The sequence below is a fragment of the Gemmata palustris genome (genome assembly GCF_017939745.1).
Lineage (GTDB): Bacteria > Planctomycetota > Planctomycetia > Gemmatales > Gemmataceae > Gemmata > Gemmata palustris.
Genome location: NZ_JAGKQQ010000001.1, coordinates 4,732,764 through 4,749,801 on the forward strand (window position 1 = coordinate 4,732,764; position 17,038 = coordinate 4,749,801).

The following is a 17,038-nucleotide window of genomic DNA, read 5'->3' on the forward strand; positions in this document are numbered from 1 at the left end:
AAAACGCCCGCCAAAAGGCGGGCGTTTTGTTGCGCTCGTCAGAAATGAACACCCGGGAACCGCTTACGCAGCGCGGAAGGTACGTCGGCGGTGAATGCGTTGCCGGTCAGATCGAGTTCGCGAAGATTATTCATGTGAGACGACGCGACCAGCGCGAGGGCGCCGGCGTCGCTGATCGAGCACCAGCGAAGTGTCAGTATTTCCAGGTTTCGGAGCGCGTCGCTGGACGCAACGACCTCGAGCACGGGCGCATCGAGGCGCGTGTTTCCTCCGAACGCGAGCCACCACAACCCGCTCAGCGCCGCGCCACCCACGAGCGCGTGAAGTGGCGCGGAATCCGCCCGGTAGTTGCGAAATTCGAGTACCCGGAGCCGGTCCAAAAACGGGCACTTCGCGAGCGCGGTCGCACTTTTCAGGTCCATTTTCTGGACCACGACGGACTCGACGGGCGCTGCGTCCCAGATCGCTTTTGCGTTTCGCGCGAGCGTGCCCGCGTTTAGTACGGTTACGCCGGGGAACCCGCGCCAAAAGCCCGACCACGTTACGCCCCGGATGACCGGGTACTCGGCCTGCCACACGTCGCCGAAGCGCGCGAGCAGTTCTTGTTCGCGCTCCGCGCCGGCGAAGAATTTCCCCGCGCGCAACTGGCGCGCGTGGGCGCACTGCAGACGAATGAATTCGGCGCGCTCGGGCTGAGCATTTTCCTGGAGCCAGTCCGCGTACACGAGGCGCGGGGTGTCGTCGTTCGGTTCGGTCGCGATCGCGCGGACCAGTGCGAGTTGATCGACCGAGTGCGCGCGCACCGGCCGGCCCTTCGGCGGCGCGTAGCGGAAGAGCCGGACGTCCCACTCGTCCGCGACGAGCAGGTACCGGCCGTCGGCCGAAAATCCGATGGCCGCCCACTTCCCGGCGCGCGGCGCATCGGTGATCGCAACGCGCGCGTCTTCGGGCGCGTCGATCCCGGTTAACCGGCCCGCGGGATCGAACGCGAGTCGGTCCCCTTGGGGCGAACGCGCGGGCAGTTCGCAGCCGTACCGGGTGCCCGGCGCGCCGCACTCGCCGTGCATGGAGAACTCCGCCCCGCGCCACGCCAGCACGCCCCGCGCGGTATCAAACGCTCGTTCCGCATCGGCGGAACTGCCCATGCGGAGGCTCGTCGCCGCGCGCCCGAACCAGAGCCCGTACAGCCCGTCGGTGGTCCACACCACGAGCATCTGCCGGTGATCGGGGGCGGAAACCGCGCGCACGCGCCCGGGAATCGGCTCCAGTTCAATGAGGTTCCACATGATCGTCCCGTGGTGCGAAGTGCGCTCAGCTTACCCGCGCACCGGCGGGTGTGGAGCCGCGTAGGAACGCACGAACCCCGAGCGCTGGTGCGCTCGGGGTTCGTGCGTGTATTTCGAGTACCGGGCGCGATCAGTACCGGAACAGGCCGAGCCGGTACAACCGGTTGTAGATCACGTGGCGCCCCAAGTACCGGCGGATGCCCTGCTGGATCTCCTGCGGGCTCACGTCGCGCCCGTGGATCCGGCGCCGCAACCGCGTCATCTCTTCCTGGCCGTGCGTGTTCACCACGGTCATTGTTTTGGACGCATCGTGGATGCGGAACGCGCCGAGGAACCGGGGCATCCGGTAGAACTTGGCCCCGGCGTCGACGAACCGCGCGATCAGGTCCCAGTCCATCGCGAACCGGAAGCTCTCGTCGATCCCGCCGACCTTGTCCCAGATCCGGCGGCGCCAGAACATCGTTTCCTGGGGCACGTAGTCGGCCCACTTCAGCACATCGGTGTCGTGCGGGGGCAGCACCCACCGCCCGATCTCGTCCCCCTGCTGGTTAATCAGGACGCGGTGCCCGTACACGACGTCCACGTCCGGGTGGTCCTCGAAGTATTTCGCGACCGCGTGGAGCGCCCCGGGCAACAAGATGTCGTCCGAGTTGAGGTAGGCCATGATCGCGCCGTCGGTGTGCGCCAGGCCGAGGTTGATCGCGTGCGACTGGCCCCGGTCCTTCTGCATTTCGCAGTGGTGCAACCGAGACCTGTACCGGGCGAGAACGTCGACGGTGCTGTCCGTTGATCCGCCGTCCTGCACGACGTACTGGAGCTCCGGGTACTCCTGATCGAGCACGCTCCGCATCGTGCCCTCCAGAAAGTCCCCCTGGTTGTACGACGGGGTGGCGATCGAGATGACCGGCGGGTTCTTCAGTACGGGTTTGGTGTGGTACCACTTCGGGACGCCCACGACCTTCGGCGGCTCGGTGAACGAGAGCTTGCCGAGAACCACGCGCAGGTCCAGTAGCACCTTGATCTGGTGCCGGATCCAGAACTTCCACGGGAGCCGCGGGCGCGTGTACGATTTCAGGCGCCCCAGTTCCTGTTGGAGCACCAGAACCTGGTTCGCGAGGTCCTGGACGCGCCGCTCCATCCCCAGGATAATGGGGTACTCGGTGGCGTTCGTGTCGGTCTCCGGCGAACTCATGGCTGTGCCCCTCTGTAGCGGCGGTGGTATCAGGCGGCGATCCGGGTCGGCGCCGAAAGTTGCGCGCGGTACCACGCGATGGTGTCGGCGAGCCCGCGCGTGAGCGTGGTCGTGGCCTCGAACCCGATCACCGCCTTCGCGCGGCTCGTGTCCAGGCACCGGCGCGGTTGCCCGTCCGGTTGGGTCGGGTCGAACTTCAGCGCCCCGCGGTACCCGACGTGGTCGGCGATCATTTGGGCCAGGTCGCGGATCGAGATCTCGTGCCCGGAGCCGAGGTTAACCGGGTCCGGGGTCTCGAGGCGCTCGGCGGCGAGCCGAATCCCCCGGGCCGCGTCCGCGACGTAAAGGAACTCGCGCGTCGCCTGACCGGTGCCCCACACGGGAACTTCTGGCAGCCCCTGGGCTTGCGCGTCCACGCACTTGCGGATCAGGGCCGGGATCACGTGCGACGACTGCAAATCGAAGTTGTCCCACGGGCCGTACAGGTTCACGGGCAGCACGTAGGTGCCGGGGAAGTCGAACTCCTGGCGGTACGCCTGGAGCTGCGCGAGCAGCATCTTCTTGGCCAGCCCGTAGGGAGCGTTGGTCTCCTCCGGGTAGCCGTTCCACAGGTCTTCTTCCTTGAACGGCACCGGCGTAAATTTCGGGTACGCGCAGATGGTCCCGGCGCAAACGAACTTCGCGAGCCCGCGGCGCCGGCACGCATCAATGAGCTGCACGCCCATCATCAGGTTGTCGTAGAGGAACGTGCCGGGGTACTTGCGGTTGGCGCCGATCCCGCCGACGACGGCCGCGAGGTGGATCACCACCTCCGGGCGGCTCCAGTCGAGCACCCGGCGCACCGCGTCGGCATCGGTCAGGTCGTATTCGGCCCGGCGCGGGGCGAACAGGCTCGTACACCCCACGTGCCGCAGCTCCGCCACGACGTGCCGACCGAGGAACCCGCCGCCGCCGGTCACCAGGATTCGCTTGTTCCGAAGGTCCATCGGTTCCCTTCCCTGAGTTGCCCGGAGCCAGCACCGTCCCCCGTCGCGGCGCCCGTGCCTACTCAATACATTCGGCAGAACCCCGGGAAGCTGTTTACACAATTCACTTATCCCACGCAACCGCAACCGCCCGCTCTGCGGGAGCGTGGCTTTGTGTCCGCGAAAATTGATGAGTTTGAAGTGGTTTCGGGAAAACGATGACGCAAGTCCGCGTGTAAAAAACTGGCGCCCGCGAGCGGCAAAAATGGGTCACACGTACATCCAGCCCTCACGGGTGAGTCGGGGGTGCGTTGACAGAATCGCGTGGTCGGCGTCGCGGACCCCTCGGAGCGCCCCGGCCGCCGCGATGACCGCGTCCAGGGCGTCCCCGCCGGGGTTGCGCATCATCACGCGCCGGTGCCGATCGCCGATCCGCACCCGTTTATCCAGGGCGGCCAGAATCTCGTGCCGCGTCAGGCGCCGCTTACGAAGGAGCGGACCGCCCTTCGGCTGTTTGTAATTCTGGTGCGGAAGGCCGTTTCTCTTCAGTACCGATGACGGACAGCACTCGACCACGACGCGCTTCGCCTTCGGTAACTTGCGGTACTGGAACGGTAGCACCGCGGTACCGGGTGTCGCGGCCAGGTGTTGCACCACGTCGCGCATCCCGAAGAACGTCTGGTAGATCATGCGGTAGTGGAACCCGTCGAACGGCGCCTTGGCGTCGAAGTCGGACTGGCGCCGGCAGTGCAGCGCGCTGCGCAGCGGACCGTCGGGGAGCCGTTTGGTGCGGGCGATGCACTCCAAACCGCACTGGTAGGCGTCCTCGTACTCCGCGAGGAACGCGAACTGGTCCGCCCACGGCGCCCCTTCGGGAAACAGTTCAACGGGCAGCCCGAACGGGCAATCAAAACCCCACAGGGCCGCGTCGCTCGCGTTCACGATCCGCACCAGTTCCGCGAGGCACACGGCCCGTTCCGCGGTCCCGCAAAGCGAATCGAGTCGGTCGAGCGCGACGAGTGCCAGCCGCCCGCGTGCGCGAGCTTCCGTGCGCGCGATCCAGATCGTGCGCCCCGCCTGCTTCGCCCCAGAAAAGTCCACGCCGTAAACCGACTCGAACTCTGGTACCCGCATCGTTCCCGCTCGTTGGCTGAGCTTTTGTGCCGTGTTATCCAGTGTGACAAAACGTTCGGGCCTGGCGATGCCGGTTGTCCGAATTGAGGCAATTAGGCGCCGCTGACCGATAAAAACAGCCCCTGATGAGCGTCCGAGGCACCTAACGAATTCGGCGCCCCGTTATTGGGCGGGCAAATGCGTCAATGTGAACTCACTTCTTGAGTTGAAGCGCGACGGTGATAAGCAAGCTGATGAGTCCGAAGCCGAAACCGAGCGCCGCGAGCCAGAGTTGCCATCCGCGGTCCGTGGTCTTCTCTTGATGCCGCGCCCGTTCTTCGAGGGCTGCGTTCTTCGCAGTCAACTCGGAGACTTTGTTGCGGAGCTCATCTTCCGTTCGTGTGTGCTCGCCGTCGCGCGCCTCTAACCTCTGTAATTGAAGATCCGCAACCGCTCGATGCTTCTCGAAGGCGGTTTCTAACTCCTGAACCTTCTTGGCCAACTCTTCAATACGCTGAGTGGGCGATTTACCGGGCACGTTTAATCCCCCGTTGAAGTGACGAGAGACTGGAGATCACGACGAATGCGTTCTAGGTCACGATCCAGTTCACCTGACAACACGGCACCAAAATGGCCGATCGGCGTCCACAGCCGACTCCGAATGGACTCGTCGCTCTCGAGATCCTCCTTCGGAAACTCGTAACTCAATACCCCTCCATCAGCAGTAGTCAGGCTGAGAAGCACAGCAAAGTCGCTCACGACTATACGATCGAACCGCCACCGTGCCTCGACGTCGAATTTCTCACCCACCCTACGGAGCAGTTGTTCCAAAATATCAGCAGCGCGCCGAACCTTTTTGAGCAGGTCGGTTGGGACGGGCTGCTCCTTCCCTGTTTCTTCGTCTATTGTCTGAATCGTCGTGCGGAGCATGTCGCCCTCCAGAATGTGCGGTGCGCGTATTCTACCGTCCCGGCCGCTTTGCCGCACGGTTCTCTCGTCCGTAAACCATCTCGTGAACACGCCGCACTGCGGCGCTACCCCTCCTTACAGCGGACGACAATGAGCGCGAAGCACGTTTACTTCTTCGGCGGCAAGGCGGCCGAGGACACCGGCCTGGACGCGAAGGGGCAGAAAGAGCTGCTCGGCGGTAAGGGCGCCAACCTCGCCGAAATGTGCCGCATCGGGATCCCCGTGCCGCCCGGGTTCACCATCACCACCGAAGTTTGCGCGGCCTACTACGAACAGGGGAAGAAGATCCCCGAAGCGGCCGTGCCCGCGATCGAAGAGGCGCTCAAGAAGGTCGAGGCCGCGTTCGGCGGGCGCAAGCTCGGCGACCCCGCCGACCCGCTGCTCGTCTCGGTGCGCTCGGGCGCGGCCCTCTCCATGCCCGGGATGATGAACACCATCCTCAACCTCGGCCTCACCGACGCGAGCGTCGAGGGGCTGGCGAAGAAGACCGACAACCCGCGGTTCGCCTACGACAGCTACCGCCGCCTCATCGACATGTTCGGGTCCACCGCGATGGGCTGCGAGCACGAGAAGTTCGAGCACGAAATCCATGAAATGAAGGCGCAGAAGGGCGCCAAACTCGACACCGACCTGAGCGCCGACGACCTCAAGGAACTCGTCAAGCGCTACAAGGCCGTCTACAAGAAGCACGTGAAGGACGACTTCCCGCAGGACCCGAAGAAGCAACTGTTCCTCGCGGTCAACGCGGTGTTCAACTCGTGGAACGGCAACAAGGCCATCGAGTACCGCCGCATCGAGCGCATCACCGGGCTCAAGGGCACCGCGGTGAACGTGCAGGCGATGGTGTTCGGCAACATGGGCAACTCGTCCGGCACCGGCGTCGCGTTCACCCGCGACCCGAACACCGGGGAGAACGTCTTCTACGGCGACTACCTCATCAACGCCCAGGGCGAAGACGTGGTGGCCGGCATCCGCACCCCGGAGCCGATCGCGCAACTGAACGACGAGATGCCGAAGGTGTACGAGCAGCTCGTCGGCATCCGCAGCACGCTGGAGAAGCACTACAAGGAGATGCAGGACATCGAGTTCACGGTGCAGGACGGCGTCCTGTACATGCTCCAGACGCGCTCCGGCAAGCGCACCGGGACCGCGGCCGTGCGCATCGCGGTCGAAATGGCGAAGGAAAAGCTGATCGACGAGACGACCGCGGTGAAGCGCGTCGCGCCGGACAGCCTGAACCACCTGCTCCAGCCGCAACTCGACCCGAAGTCGGACATCAAGGCGGTGGCGCAGGGCATCGCGGCCAGCCCCGGCGGGGCGTCGGGGAAGGTCATCCTCACCGCCGAGGCCGCGGTGGAACACGCGGAAAAGTTCCCCGGTGAGCCGATCCTGCTCGTCCGCAAAGAAACGTCGCCCGAAGACGTGGCCGGGATGGACGTCGCGAAGGGCATTCTGACCAGCACCGGCGGCAAAGCGAGCCACGCGGCCGTGGTCGCCCGCGGATGGGGCAAGCCGTGCGTCGTCGGGTGCGACGAGGTCAAGATCGACGAGGCGGCCCAGCAGATCACGATCGCCGGGCACGTGGTGAAGGTCGGCGAGTTCGTGACCATCAACGGCACCACCGGCGACGTGATGATCGGCAAGGTGCCGACCATCGCCCCGTCGATGACGGCCGACTTCGCCACCCTGATGACGTGGGCCGATAGGTCGCGGAAGATCAAGATCCGCACCAACGCCGACTCCCCGGCCGACTCGCTGAAGGCGCGCGAGTTCGGGGCCGAGGGGATCGGCCTGTGCCGCACCGAACACATGTTCTTCGGCAAGGACCGCATCGCCGCGTTCCGCCGGATGATCCTGGCCGAAGACGACGCGGCGAAGACCGCGGCCCGCAAGGAGCAGGGCATCCTCTCGGTGTTCGCGACCGGCGACTACTTCGCCACCGTGGAGGTCGAGCGCGAAATCGACTTCGGCGGGCAGAAGCAGACGGTCAAGACCGTCGAGCCGGCGATCACCGCCCGCGAACGGGCCCTGGCCCCGCTCCTGGGGTTCCAGCGCGCGGACTTCATCGGCATCTTCGAGGCGATGGACGGGTACCCGGTCACCATCCGGCTGCTAGACCCGCCGCTGCACGAGTTCCTCCCACAGAAGGACAACGTGAAGGGCGCCGAAGAGGTCGCCAAGCAGATCGGCGTGTCGGTGGAGCAGATCTTCGCGCGGGTGGACGAACTGCACGAGATGAACCCGATGATGGGGTTCCGCGGGTGCCGCCTGCCGCTGGTCTTCCCCGAGATCGGCGACATGCAGGTGCGGGCCATCATCGAGGCCGCCATTGAAGTGAAGAAGCGGGGCAAGAGCGTGCTGCCCGAGATCATGATCCCCCTCGTCGGTGTGGTCGAGGAACTCAGCATCCTCAAGAAGCGCGCGATCGCGGTCGCGGACGCATGTATGAAGGCCGCCGGGGTCACGGTCGAGTACCAGATCGGCACCATGATCGAGCTGCCGCGGGCCTGCATCGCCGCGGACAAGATCGCGGAGGAAGCGGAGTTCTTCTCCTTCGGGACGAACGACCTGACCCAGATGACGTTCGGCTTCAGCCGCGACGACATCAAGGGGTTCATGCCGACCTACCTGAAGGACAAGGTTCTGCCGATCGACCCGTTCCAGACGATCGACTTCAACGGCGTCGGCGAGCTGATGAAGATCGGCATCCAGAAGGGCCGGACGAGCCGGACCGCGAAGCACGGCCAGCACCTGAAGATCGGCATCTGCGGCGAGCACGGCGGCGACCCGGACAGCGTGGTGTTCTGCCACAAGATCGGGATGGACTACGTGAGCTGTTCGCCGTTCCGCGTGCCGATCGCGCGCCTCGCCGCGGCCCAAGCCGCGCTCGGCGACACCGCCCGCGACAAGTAACCGCCCCCCCGGGCGCAAGCCCAGAGAGGGTAGTAGCGCGAAAGCCCGGCCTTTGGCCGGGCTTTCGTTCGTAAGGGGATTATGGTATACGGAAGCAGACCGTAGGAGGTGGGCCGTGACCGCACGCATTACCGCCGTTCCGCCGTCGTACCTGTCCCGCACTCTTTACCCGAGAGTGACGGTTGCCGAGTACCACCAGATGATCGAGGACGGTGCTTTCGGCGACGGAGATCGGATCGAGCTGCTCGAAGGGTACTTGGTGCAAAAGATGTCGCACAACACGCCCCACAGTGTTGCCGTCCAGAAACTCATCAAGCGATTGGTCCGGCTCGCTCCGCCCGGGTGGGAACCGCGGTCCCAGCTCCCGATCACGCTGTCCGACAGTGAACCTGAACCCGACGGACTGCTCGCAAAGGGAGATGAGACGACGTTCGCCGCGCATCACCCGTTGCCCGCTGAAATTGGCATCGTCATCGAAGTGGCGGATTCGTCGCTTCACACGGACCGGAACGACAAGGGCCGGATCTACGCCCGGGCCGGCATTCCGGTGTACTGGATCGTCAACGTTGCGGACCGACAAGTAGAAGTGTACACAAACCCGGATACGACTGCGAACCCGCCGGCCTATCGCACTCGCACGGACCACCGCCCCGGCGACCCGGTCCCGGTGGTACTCGATGGCACCACGACGAGTGCCATTCCCGTGAACGAACTGCTGCCGTAAGTGGCGCGAGCTACCCACGTATCGGGTAGCTCGCCCTCGGTTCGGTGGCGCGCCCTCACTTCTTCCGCGGACGGGCGACCGGCGGAGCGGTGTTCCGATCCGGACTCGGATCGACCTTGTACTTCCCGCCCACCATAGACGCTACCAAGAGCATCTCCTTGCCCGTTTTCTCATTCGTCAGTGCCTCCATGAGCAGCGGCGAGCCGAACGGCCCGGCCTTGATGTCTTTGATCGTAATCGCGTCGTCCTCGACCCGAACCCGGAACGCGAAGGGCAGGTCGGTCGCGACCACAGCAAACGGTGCGAACGCTCCCGCGGCCTCACCCGCGCCGGTAGCGTCTGCCCCTGTGATCACCCCGTACACAAGGCTCTCGCGGTTGACGCTGTAGTCGGCGTCCGCGGTGACGGTGACGGTGAATTTCTCGATACTCACGGTCGCCTGGACGTGCAACCGGTCTTCTGTGAACGTGAGCGTCGCGCGGCCGTAGGGCTGGACCTCACGGGTGTAGCTGCCGAACGGCCGGCGCACAACGAGTTCCTTGCCCGGTCCGATGGCCACAACGTTCGGTTGCTGCTCCTCGTCCGCCTTCGCCGGTGCTCCTCTATCGGCCTTTTCCGCCTTATCAGCCGCAACCAGCTTCTTACCGTCACCCGTGTTCGCTTCGGCGGTGGCGACCGTCGAGCGGCCGAGGCCCAGCCCGAGTAGCACGGCCAGAAGGAGTCCGATCCCGATAGCCGCTTTGAGTTTGGTTCCGATCATCGCTCGCACCACTCCATTCGTGAGAGGGAAAACTCGTTCCGACACCAATCCATCTTCTACCCGGGCGTCGGCGACCAGCGCCGCAGCGACCCGCGTGATTCGGTCCGCAAACGATGCGGCCCCGGCCGAACCGAGCCGGTTCGCGAGAACCACAACCAATCCGCCCGCGAGCGTGACGCCCCGTCGGGCCAACCGGTCCCGAAGCCGCTTTCGCGCCCAGGCCAGTCGCGTCAGGAGCGTGCCCTTCGGCCACCCGAGTTGCCGCGCGGCCTCGGCCGTCGGTGTCTCGGTCGCGTAGCAGGCCAGCACCGCGACGCGGTACCGTTCGGGTAACTTCCCGATCTCGTCGAGCACGATCGCCAAGTCGGGGGAATCGCCAGCCACCTGCGCCGCGGGTGTGAAATCGGGATCAACACCGGCGGTCCGATCGTCACGACGCAGGTTGTCGGCACGAAGCCGGTTGGCCGCGCGCCACGCGACGCGGCTGAGCCACCCGCCGAGTGCAGCGCGGTCCCGAACCACTCCTGCCCGGCGAACGAGCACCAGGAACGTGGCTTGAGCTGCGTCGTCGGCGTCGTTCGGGTCGCGGAGCACCGATCGGCACACGGCCCGGACCGCCGGCGCGTGCCGCGTGACGAGGTCGGCGAACGCGGTTTGGTCGCGCGCGTCCAGAAACCGGCCGAGCAGTTCGGCGTCGGTGGGCGCGTCCGCTCGCTCCCGCGGAGCGGTGAACCGGTTCGCAATGGTGTGGATTCGTGTCGGGTTCACGGCCGCTCCCTGGCCTTTCACAAGACAGGTGCCTGAGAAGCTGGGAATGATTTTCCGATTTTGTGGATTGGCAATCTACGGAAATGCGCGGGTTCCGGGCGCCGCCGCTCCAGTTACCCGCTTGCGCTCGGATGTGCAGGCGTGCTACGCCTTCGAGATTACCCGCCGCGTTTAACACGTAAGCCAAAGCCCATTCGACCCATCACGATTGGGCTTCGCGGATCACGGGCTCGTCCGGCAGAAAGATATGGGTGTAACAGCCTTCGTGGTGGATGAGCGACACCCGCGGTGTTTCGGTCCAGATGAACAGCACATCGTGGTGTAGCGAACAGGGACCGTTCAGTGCGAACTCGCGCAGTGATTCACCGCGAGCCAAATATGGTTCGCGGCGGAAGTCAAAGCAGTCGTCCGGCATGAACCAGAGCGGCCCAGGCGCCGGCGGGTGCTCTTCAAAGACCGAATCGAACAATTCGGCTTCGGAAAGATCCTCGAATGCTTTCGTTCCTTTGCCCGCCGGGTTGCTGCGCCACGGATTGCGGAGCAAGACAAAGTCGAACGGAATACAGAGTTGGGTCGCGGCTGAGGTAATCGCGTCCGGACTGAACGGCGCGTCACCGAGCGTCGCAAACACTGATCGTATCCGAGCTTCTGCAGCGACCCAGCCGGGGCGCTGCCAGAACGGATCTTGCTTCGCTCGTTCACGCGCTGCGGCCGCTTTCTCCCGCAACGCCGCGAGTCGATTCGGCTCGGACGGGTTCATCGGCTTCACGCACCTTCGTTTTGCTCGAACTCGTCGAGCAGGTGACCGAGCTTGTCCTTCTTCGTTTGCAGGTAGTCGCGGTTGTGGGCGCCCGGCTGCATCTGGATCGGTATGCGCTCCACGATCCGCAGGCCGTAGCCCTCGAGCCCGATCACCTTGCGCGGGTTGTTCGTCAGGAGCTTGATGTCGCGGACCCCGAGGTCGTGCAGGATCTGCGCGCCGATGCCGAAGTGCCGCAGGTCCGGGGCGAAGCCGAGGCGCTTGTTCGCCTCCACCGTGTCCAGCCCTTCTTCCTGCTGGAGCTTGTACGCCTTCAGCTTGTTGAGCAACCCGATTCCGCGGCCCTCCTGCCGCATGTACACGATCACCCCGCGCCCGGCTTCCGCCACCTGCTGCATCGCGTACTTCAACTGCGGGCCGCAGTCGCACTTGGTGGAGTGCAGCACGTCGCCGGTCAAGCACTCGCTGTGCATGCGCACCAGAACCGATTCCTCTTGGACCGGGATGCCCGGCGCGCCGGCCGCGTCCGCGGTCGGTAGGCCGATGCCGCCGAGCGCCAGCGCGAGGTGCGGTTCCTGGTCCACCATTGAGGAGTACGCGAACAGGTCGAACGTGCCGAACTCGGTCGGCAGCTTCAGTGCGATCTCGCGCTTGATGAGCTTCTCGCGCCGGCGCCGGTGCTCGATCAGGTCCGCGATCGTACACATCTTCAGTTCGTGCTTCACGCAGAACTCGCGGAGGTCCGGCAGCCGGGCCATGCTGCCGTCTTCGTTCAGCACCTCGCAGATGACGGCGATCTCGCGCAGCCCGGCGAGCCGGCACAGGTCCACACTGCCTTCCGTGTGCCCGGCGCGCACGAGCACACCGCCGGGCCGGGCGATGAGCCCGTCCACGTGGCCCTTATCGCGCACGAGGTCTTGCGGGCCGGACGCGGGGTCGGCGCACACTTGCACGGTGCGGGCGCGGTCGAAGGCCGAGATGCCGGTGGAGATGCCGAACCGGGCGTCGAAGTTGTGCGTGAACGGGGTGGCGGTGGGGTCGAGGTTGACGCCGGGGAGCAGTTCGAGGCCCAGCCGCTCCGCGTGCGGCCGCGAGAACGAAACGCACAGGCGCCCGCAGGCCTGGCGGATCATGAAGTTGATGGCCGCCGGCGTCATCGCCTCGGCCGCCATCACGACGTCGCCCTCGTTCTCGCGGTGCTCGTCGTCCACGAGCACGATCATGCGGCCGGCCCGGAGGTCTTCGAGGGCCGCGTCGATGGTGCAAAATCCTTCGGCGGTGCGGGGCATAGCGGTCTCCGGGCGAGGTAGCGTCTCAGCTATTGTAGCGCTCGCCCGGCGCGAATGCGCTACCCGCCGCCGGGACCACCGTGGCCCCCGCCCATACCCGGCGGTCCACCGCCCGGTCCGCCGGCCGCGTGCGCGGTGACCGGGTTCAGGTCCGATTCGATCCGCACCACTCGCCAGTGGGAACTCGTCCACTTACCCAGTTCCGCGGGCGGGGTGTTGACCGGCTTCTCGCCCGCGACCGCTGCGGCCTTGCGCGCCTTGATCTCGGCGAGAAGCGCCGGGTCTTTGCACGCGACCACGACCCGTCCGCGCGCGGTTTCCGGCTTCCCGTAGCTGTTCTGAAGTGGGATCTCGACCGGCAGGTGAACCTCGACCGCGGTGTCCGTGGTCTTGAGGGTGATGTCCTTGTCGGGCACGCCGCCGGCCGGGTCTTTCAGGCGCCGACCGGCCTCAAACAGCCCCTGGGCGTTCCACGCCGCGAAGAACTTGTCCTTCTGCGCCGGTGTCGGTTCGGCCCCGCCGGGGAGCTTGAAAACGGTGTCCGCGAGCTGCCGGGCGTACCCGCGGCCGGTGCTCGAGGCGACGCCGAGCGGAATAAAGGACGCGAGCACGGCGGTCGGGTTCCGGCTGCCCATCATGTCGGCCGGGGTGCCGCTCTCGGTAACGAACCCCTGGTACGCGAACGGTAGCGCGAACGGACCGGCGTTCAGTTCTTCAATGAACCTCTTACCGAACGTCCCCCCGTTGATCTCCAACAGAACCATCATCCACCCGTAGGTCGTGCGCTCGCTCTTCTCCTGCTGGATGAACCCGCCGCCCGGTTGGAACGCGACGGCCCACTGTCGGACCCCGCCGCCCTCGCCCCCGGTGACGCCCTCGATGCCCTTGAGTTTCACCAGGATCGGGAACTTCCCCTCCGGGCACGTGACCGTTCCCGAGAACGCGCAATCGATCGCGCCCGGCTTGTACGACCAGTCCGCGACCCCGACCGACTCGAATTTGAACTCCCCCTCGCCCCTGTTGCGCTGCGCGAGGCGCACCAGGTCGGAGTTGCGGAACGCGAGCAACTCGTCCCGAAACCGCATCTCGATCAGGCTCGTGTCGCTCCGCGAGACCCCTTGCCGCTGACGGGGGTCGAGCGCCGTGTAGAAGGCCCCCCCCGCGATCTTGTCGTCGCGCACCTGCCCGACCCACTGCTCGACCACGTTCGCGGCGTCCCGGCGCACCGAGTAATCGATCGCGAACAGGTACGCGACGTACCCCAGCCCCAGCACCAGCGACGCCCACCACGCGCCGACCGCCAGGCCCTCGCCGGTGCGGGTGCCCTCGGAATTGCGGATGATGCGCCGGGCCGCGAAGCACAAAATGATGGCAATGACGGGCATCACCAGCAGTTCCTGCATCAGCAGGGGTTTTTTACCGATGAACGCGAAGGCCCCCAGAATCAGGAGGACGATCGCGAACAGGGCCGCGGTGAGCGCGGACGCGACCGCGGTCCACGACACCGGGACGTAGGGGGTCGCGTCCGCGGTGGACGGGAGCGCGGGCGATTGAGTCGGTTCGGCCATGACTGCACGGACCCCGGACCGGAAAATAGGACTTCTGCCTTTGTAGTCTCCAGCGGTACTACGGGACAGGCGGCCCTCCGGTTCGGTCGGGGAAAGACGAGACGTGGAGTATTACAGGCGCAGAGGACAGAGGACAGAGGACAGAGGACAGAGGACAGAGACCGGACGTGTGTTGGTTTTTGTAGCCCCGGACGGGGCGACCGATCGTAGCCAGGGGTGGAGCGCTAGCGCAACCCCTGGTGAGCTTCGGTTGGCCCTGACGCCCCTCACGGGGCTCGGTTTCATTTCGTTTATGAGTCCCGGGGTTCGCGGAAGCCCGCCAGGGGTGGAGCAACGCGCAACCCCTGACTGCCATCGGCCGCCCCGTCCGGGGCTACAAAAACAAGGCCTTCTTCTCATTCGCGATCATGATCTGCGTGATCTGCGTTGATCCGTGGCTCTGTCCTCTGTCCTCTGTCCTCTGTCCTCTGTCCTCTGTCCTCTGTCCTCTGTTCTCTGTACCTGCCCGCCTACTGCGTGGTGTGCCAGATGTATTCGAGCACGGCGTTCTTGATCGCGGGCGGGAGCGCGTCGATCTCTTTTTCGTCGAGTTTGCCGTCACCGTTGGTGTCGAACCGCTTGAGCCCGTTCTTGAACTGCTCCGGGATCACGATGCCGCCCTTCGGGATCTTCACTTCCGGCTTCGGGAAATCGAAGTTCTCGCGCGCCTGTGATCGCGTGTCGAGAACGAATTCGACGTAGCCGAGGTGCATTTCGTCGTGGGTCTGCGGTCCCCACTTCACCGCTTTGGTGGGGTCCGGGTTCGCGGGATTTTTGTCACTGTTGTCGTACCACGCGACGTAACTCAACCCGCTCCCGCGCGGCACATGCACCGGCTCGGCGAACCGGTACTGCAACTGCCAGTTGAAGTCGTAGTGCGGTACCTCGAGTAGCGTCGTTACCTTCCCATCCGGGGTGCGGAGGTCGTATTTCGCGGCTTTGCCGCGCAGGTGAGCGTGCGGGAAGAGGGCCAGAATGCGCGTCTCGAACGGGATAATGGGCAGACTCGCGTTCACTTTGTGGTTGTCGGCGCCGGCGGGGATCGTGAACACCGGGTTCGCGATCCCCGCCACGCGGACCTCGTACCGCGGTGCCTGTTTCGCGAAGACCAGCCCGATTTTGGTCCGGTCGGTCGTCGCCTTGCCGTTGGGCGTGTAGTGGATCTGGAACCGCAGGAGTGACCCCTTCGGGAGCTTCTTCGCGTAGCCCTCGGGGTACACCATCGCGCTGTTGCCCGGAACGTAAGCGGCAAAGAAGCCCTGAGCCTCGCCGCCCGAGCCGCGCGACCCCTTCGGTATCGCGAACACCAGGACGTGGTGAACCACTTCGCGGGCACCCGGTTGCACTTCGAGCGCCTGCACCCACTTGTCCTCGTCGTAAGTCGTTTCCACGTTCACGTTCTGGTACGGCATCGTCCCTTCGGCCGGGATCTCGATCGGCTTGGGGATCTGGTACACCACGTCCGGTTTACCAATGAGCCAACCGCTCTCGTACTTGCGCGGTAAGGGAGCATCGGCCACGTCCCCCTCTTTCAGGTCGGAAGCCAGCCACGCGAGCAGATCGTTCTTGTCGCTTTCCGTGAGCGTGCGGTCGTTCGCGAACGGCGAGTGCTCGCCCTTCTTCGGCGGAGCCGCGAACCACGGCGGCATCGTGCCCCTACTCACGACCTTGCGAATCATGCCCTTATTCGCAACGACGGAATCGTAAGTATCGAGTGCGAACGGCCCCACGCCTCCGGTTCGGTGACATTCGACGCAGTTGGCCTGAATGATGCGCTCGACGCGCGCGTGATAAGTGAGCGCGACTCGGGGCGCTTTGGCCGCATCCGGCGCGAGTTCGCACCCCGGCGCGGCGGTCGCCTGCACGACCGGGCGCTTGGCGACGAGCAATTCTTCCAGCGCGGTGACGAGATAATTCGCACGCGGCTTTTCGAGCGCGTAGCCGAGACCGTACTGGTCGTTGACCGCACCGCGGTACTGCAGCGTGCGAGCGGAATCGAGTACGAACACTTCCGTGGTCGCAGTCGCACCGAACGCGGCCGTGAGTACACCGTCTGTGTCGTGAACGTAGCGCCCCGCGAACCCGTGATCGCCCGGTTTGTCGGTCTTGGTCGGGTTCACGAACAGGAAGCTCACCCCCCTCCCCGCGAACTCCTTTTCCAGACGGTGAAGCGCCGGCCGGTACTTTTTGCACAGCGGACAAGTGGAATTCGTGAAGGCGACAACGGTAAGTTTGCTGCCTTTGAAATCGGACAGCTTTCCCGGTTTGCCGGCGAGGTCCGTGAACGCGATATCGGGAACGAGTCGGCCGATGCCCGCTTCCCCGGGAAGCCGGAGTTTCGGCGCTTCTTTGAGGTTCTGGTCGGCGAGAACTTTTTCGCGCGGCGCGGGCGCGACATCGGCTGCCGGGGCTACACCGGCAACGAGCACCAGGAACGCGAACGCGGTCAGTCGCATATGGCAAATCCGTGAGGGCCGTAGAGAGGCGTTATCACGGATACCCGAGAACGGGTCAACGTGTTTCAGACGCACCGGACGGAAGAGCGCACAGGGCTTCCGCCGCGGAGCGACTGGCGTTTAAACATAGGGCGGAAGCGATTCTTCGCCCCGGCGGGGCCGGCGTTCGTAGCACAGGGCGGAAGCCCTGTGCATTCTCGTGCTCGACCGGGTACCATCGTTTTCCAAGCTCGATT

13 protein-coding genes are annotated in these 17,038 nt (G+C 65.2%); 2 read left to right on the forward strand and 11 right to left on the reverse strand.

All coding sequences use genetic code 11. The features are described from left to right. Positions 1-38: 38 nt before the first annotated feature. The 6 genes from J8F10_RS19515 to J8F10_RS19540 form a co-directional block, all read right to left on the reverse strand. On the reverse strand, positions 39-1,286 hold the full coding sequence (locus tag J8F10_RS19515; protein WP_210656491.1) for a TIGR02996 domain-containing protein: 1,248 nt from the start codon (positions 1,284-1,286) through the stop codon (positions 39-41). 130 nt (positions 1,287-1,416) lie between these two features. Further along, the gene (locus J8F10_RS19520; protein WP_210656493.1) at positions 1,417-2,478 is read right to left on the reverse strand and encodes a glycosyltransferase family 2 protein; all 1,062 of its coding nucleotides are present in this window, start codon (positions 2,476-2,478) and stop codon (positions 1,417-1,419) included. Positions 2,479-2,507: 29 nt separating this feature from the next. Beyond that, positions 2,508-3,464: a GDP-L-fucose synthase family protein gene (locus J8F10_RS19525; protein ID WP_210656495.1), complete on the reverse strand. Its 957-nt coding sequence runs from the start codon at positions 3,462-3,464 to the stop codon at positions 2,508-2,510. A 249-nt stretch (positions 3,465-3,713) separates the two neighbouring features. Further along, positions 3,714-4,577, reverse strand: coding sequence for a DUF429 domain-containing protein (locus tag J8F10_RS19530; protein ID WP_210656497.1), 864 nt, complete (start codon positions 4,575-4,577; stop codon positions 3,714-3,716). A 193-nt stretch (positions 4,578-4,770) separates the two neighbouring features. Further along, the gene (locus J8F10_RS19535) at positions 4,771-5,094 is read right to left on the reverse strand and encodes a hypothetical protein (RefSeq protein ID WP_210656499.1); all 324 of its coding nucleotides are present in this window, start codon (positions 5,092-5,094) and stop codon (positions 4,771-4,773) included. A 2-nt stretch (positions 5,095-5,096) separates the two neighbouring features. Beyond that, positions 5,097-5,486: a hypothetical protein gene (locus tag J8F10_RS19540; protein ID WP_210656501.1), complete on the reverse strand. Its 390-nt coding sequence runs from the start codon at positions 5,484-5,486 to the stop codon at positions 5,097-5,099. Between the two features lie 129 nt (positions 5,487-5,615). Between J8F10_RS19540 and ppdK the strand changes: the two genes are divergently transcribed. Beyond that, positions 5,616-8,438 carry a pyruvate, phosphate dikinase gene (ppdK, locus tag J8F10_RS19545; protein ID WP_210656503.1) on the forward strand — a complete coding sequence of 941 codons (2,823 nt, stop codon included), beginning with the start codon at positions 5,616-5,618 and terminating at the stop codon, positions 8,436-8,438. 115 nt (positions 8,439-8,553) lie between these two features. Next, complete coding sequence (locus tag J8F10_RS19550; RefSeq protein ID WP_210656504.1) at positions 8,554-9,162, forward strand: Uma2 family endonuclease; 609 nt, start codon at positions 8,554-8,556, stop codon at positions 9,160-9,162. A 55-nt stretch (positions 9,163-9,217) separates the two neighbouring features. Here J8F10_RS19550 and J8F10_RS19555 read toward each other — a convergent pair whose 3' ends face one another. From J8F10_RS19555 to J8F10_RS19575, 5 genes are all read right to left on the reverse strand, one after another. Next, complete coding sequence (locus tag J8F10_RS19555) at positions 9,218-10,690, reverse strand: RNA polymerase sigma factor (protein WP_210656506.1); 1,473 nt, start codon at positions 10,688-10,690, stop codon at positions 9,218-9,220. A gap of 202 nt (positions 10,691-10,892) precedes the next feature. Continuing rightward, positions 10,893-11,321: a hypothetical protein gene (locus tag J8F10_RS19560; RefSeq protein WP_210656508.1), complete on the reverse strand. Its 429-nt coding sequence runs from the start codon at positions 11,319-11,321 to the stop codon at positions 10,893-10,895. Between the two features lie 134 nt (positions 11,322-11,455). Beyond that, positions 11,456-12,739 carry a GTP cyclohydrolase II gene (ribA, locus tag J8F10_RS19565; protein WP_210656510.1) on the reverse strand — a complete coding sequence of 428 codons (1,284 nt, stop codon included), beginning with the start codon at positions 12,737-12,739 and terminating at the stop codon, positions 11,456-11,458. A 59-nt stretch (positions 12,740-12,798) separates the two neighbouring features. After that, positions 12,799-14,307, reverse strand: coding sequence for a DUF4190 domain-containing protein (locus J8F10_RS19570; RefSeq protein WP_210656511.1), 1,509 nt, complete (start codon positions 14,305-14,307; stop codon positions 12,799-12,801). Positions 14,308-14,816: 509 nt separating this feature from the next. Beyond that, positions 14,817-16,802 (reverse strand): redoxin family protein, encoded by a 1,986-nt coding sequence (locus J8F10_RS19575; protein ID WP_210656513.1) that lies wholly within the window; start codon positions 16,800-16,802, stop codon positions 14,817-14,819. Positions 16,803-17,038: the final 236 nt, after the last annotated feature.

Coding starts and splice junctions, on each gene's coding strand:
- J8F10_RS19515 (WP_210656491.1), bottom strand. CDS start 1,286: ATGTGGAACCTCATTGAACTGGAGCCGATTCCCGGGCGCGTGCGCGCG.
- J8F10_RS19520 (WP_210656493.1), bottom strand. CDS start 2,478: ATGAGTTCGCCGGAGACCGACACGAACGCCACCGAGTACCCCATTATC.
- J8F10_RS19525 (WP_210656495.1), bottom strand. CDS start 3,464: ATGGACCTTCGGAACAAGCGAATCCTGGTGACCGGCGGCGGCGGGTTC.
- J8F10_RS19530 (WP_210656497.1), bottom strand. CDS start 4,577: ATGCGGGTACCAGAGTTCGAGTCGGTTTACGGCGTGGACTTTTCTGGG.
- J8F10_RS19540 (WP_210656501.1), bottom strand. CDS start 5,486: ATGCTCCGCACGACGATTCAGACAATAGACGAAGAAACAGGGAAGGAG.
- ppdK (WP_210656503.1), top strand. CDS start 5,616: ATGAGCGCGAAGCACGTTTACTTCTTCGGCGGCAAGGCGGCCGAGGAC.
- ribA (WP_210656510.1), bottom strand. CDS start 12,739: ATGCCCCGCACCGCCGAAGGATTTTGCACCATCGACGCGGCCCTCGAA.
- J8F10_RS19570 (WP_210656511.1), bottom strand. CDS start 14,307: ATGGCCGAACCGACTCAATCGCCCGCGCTCCCGTCCACCGCGGACGCG.
- J8F10_RS19575 (WP_210656513.1), bottom strand. CDS start 16,802: ATGCGACTGACCGCGTTCGCGTTCCTGGTGCTCGTTGCCGGTGTAGCC.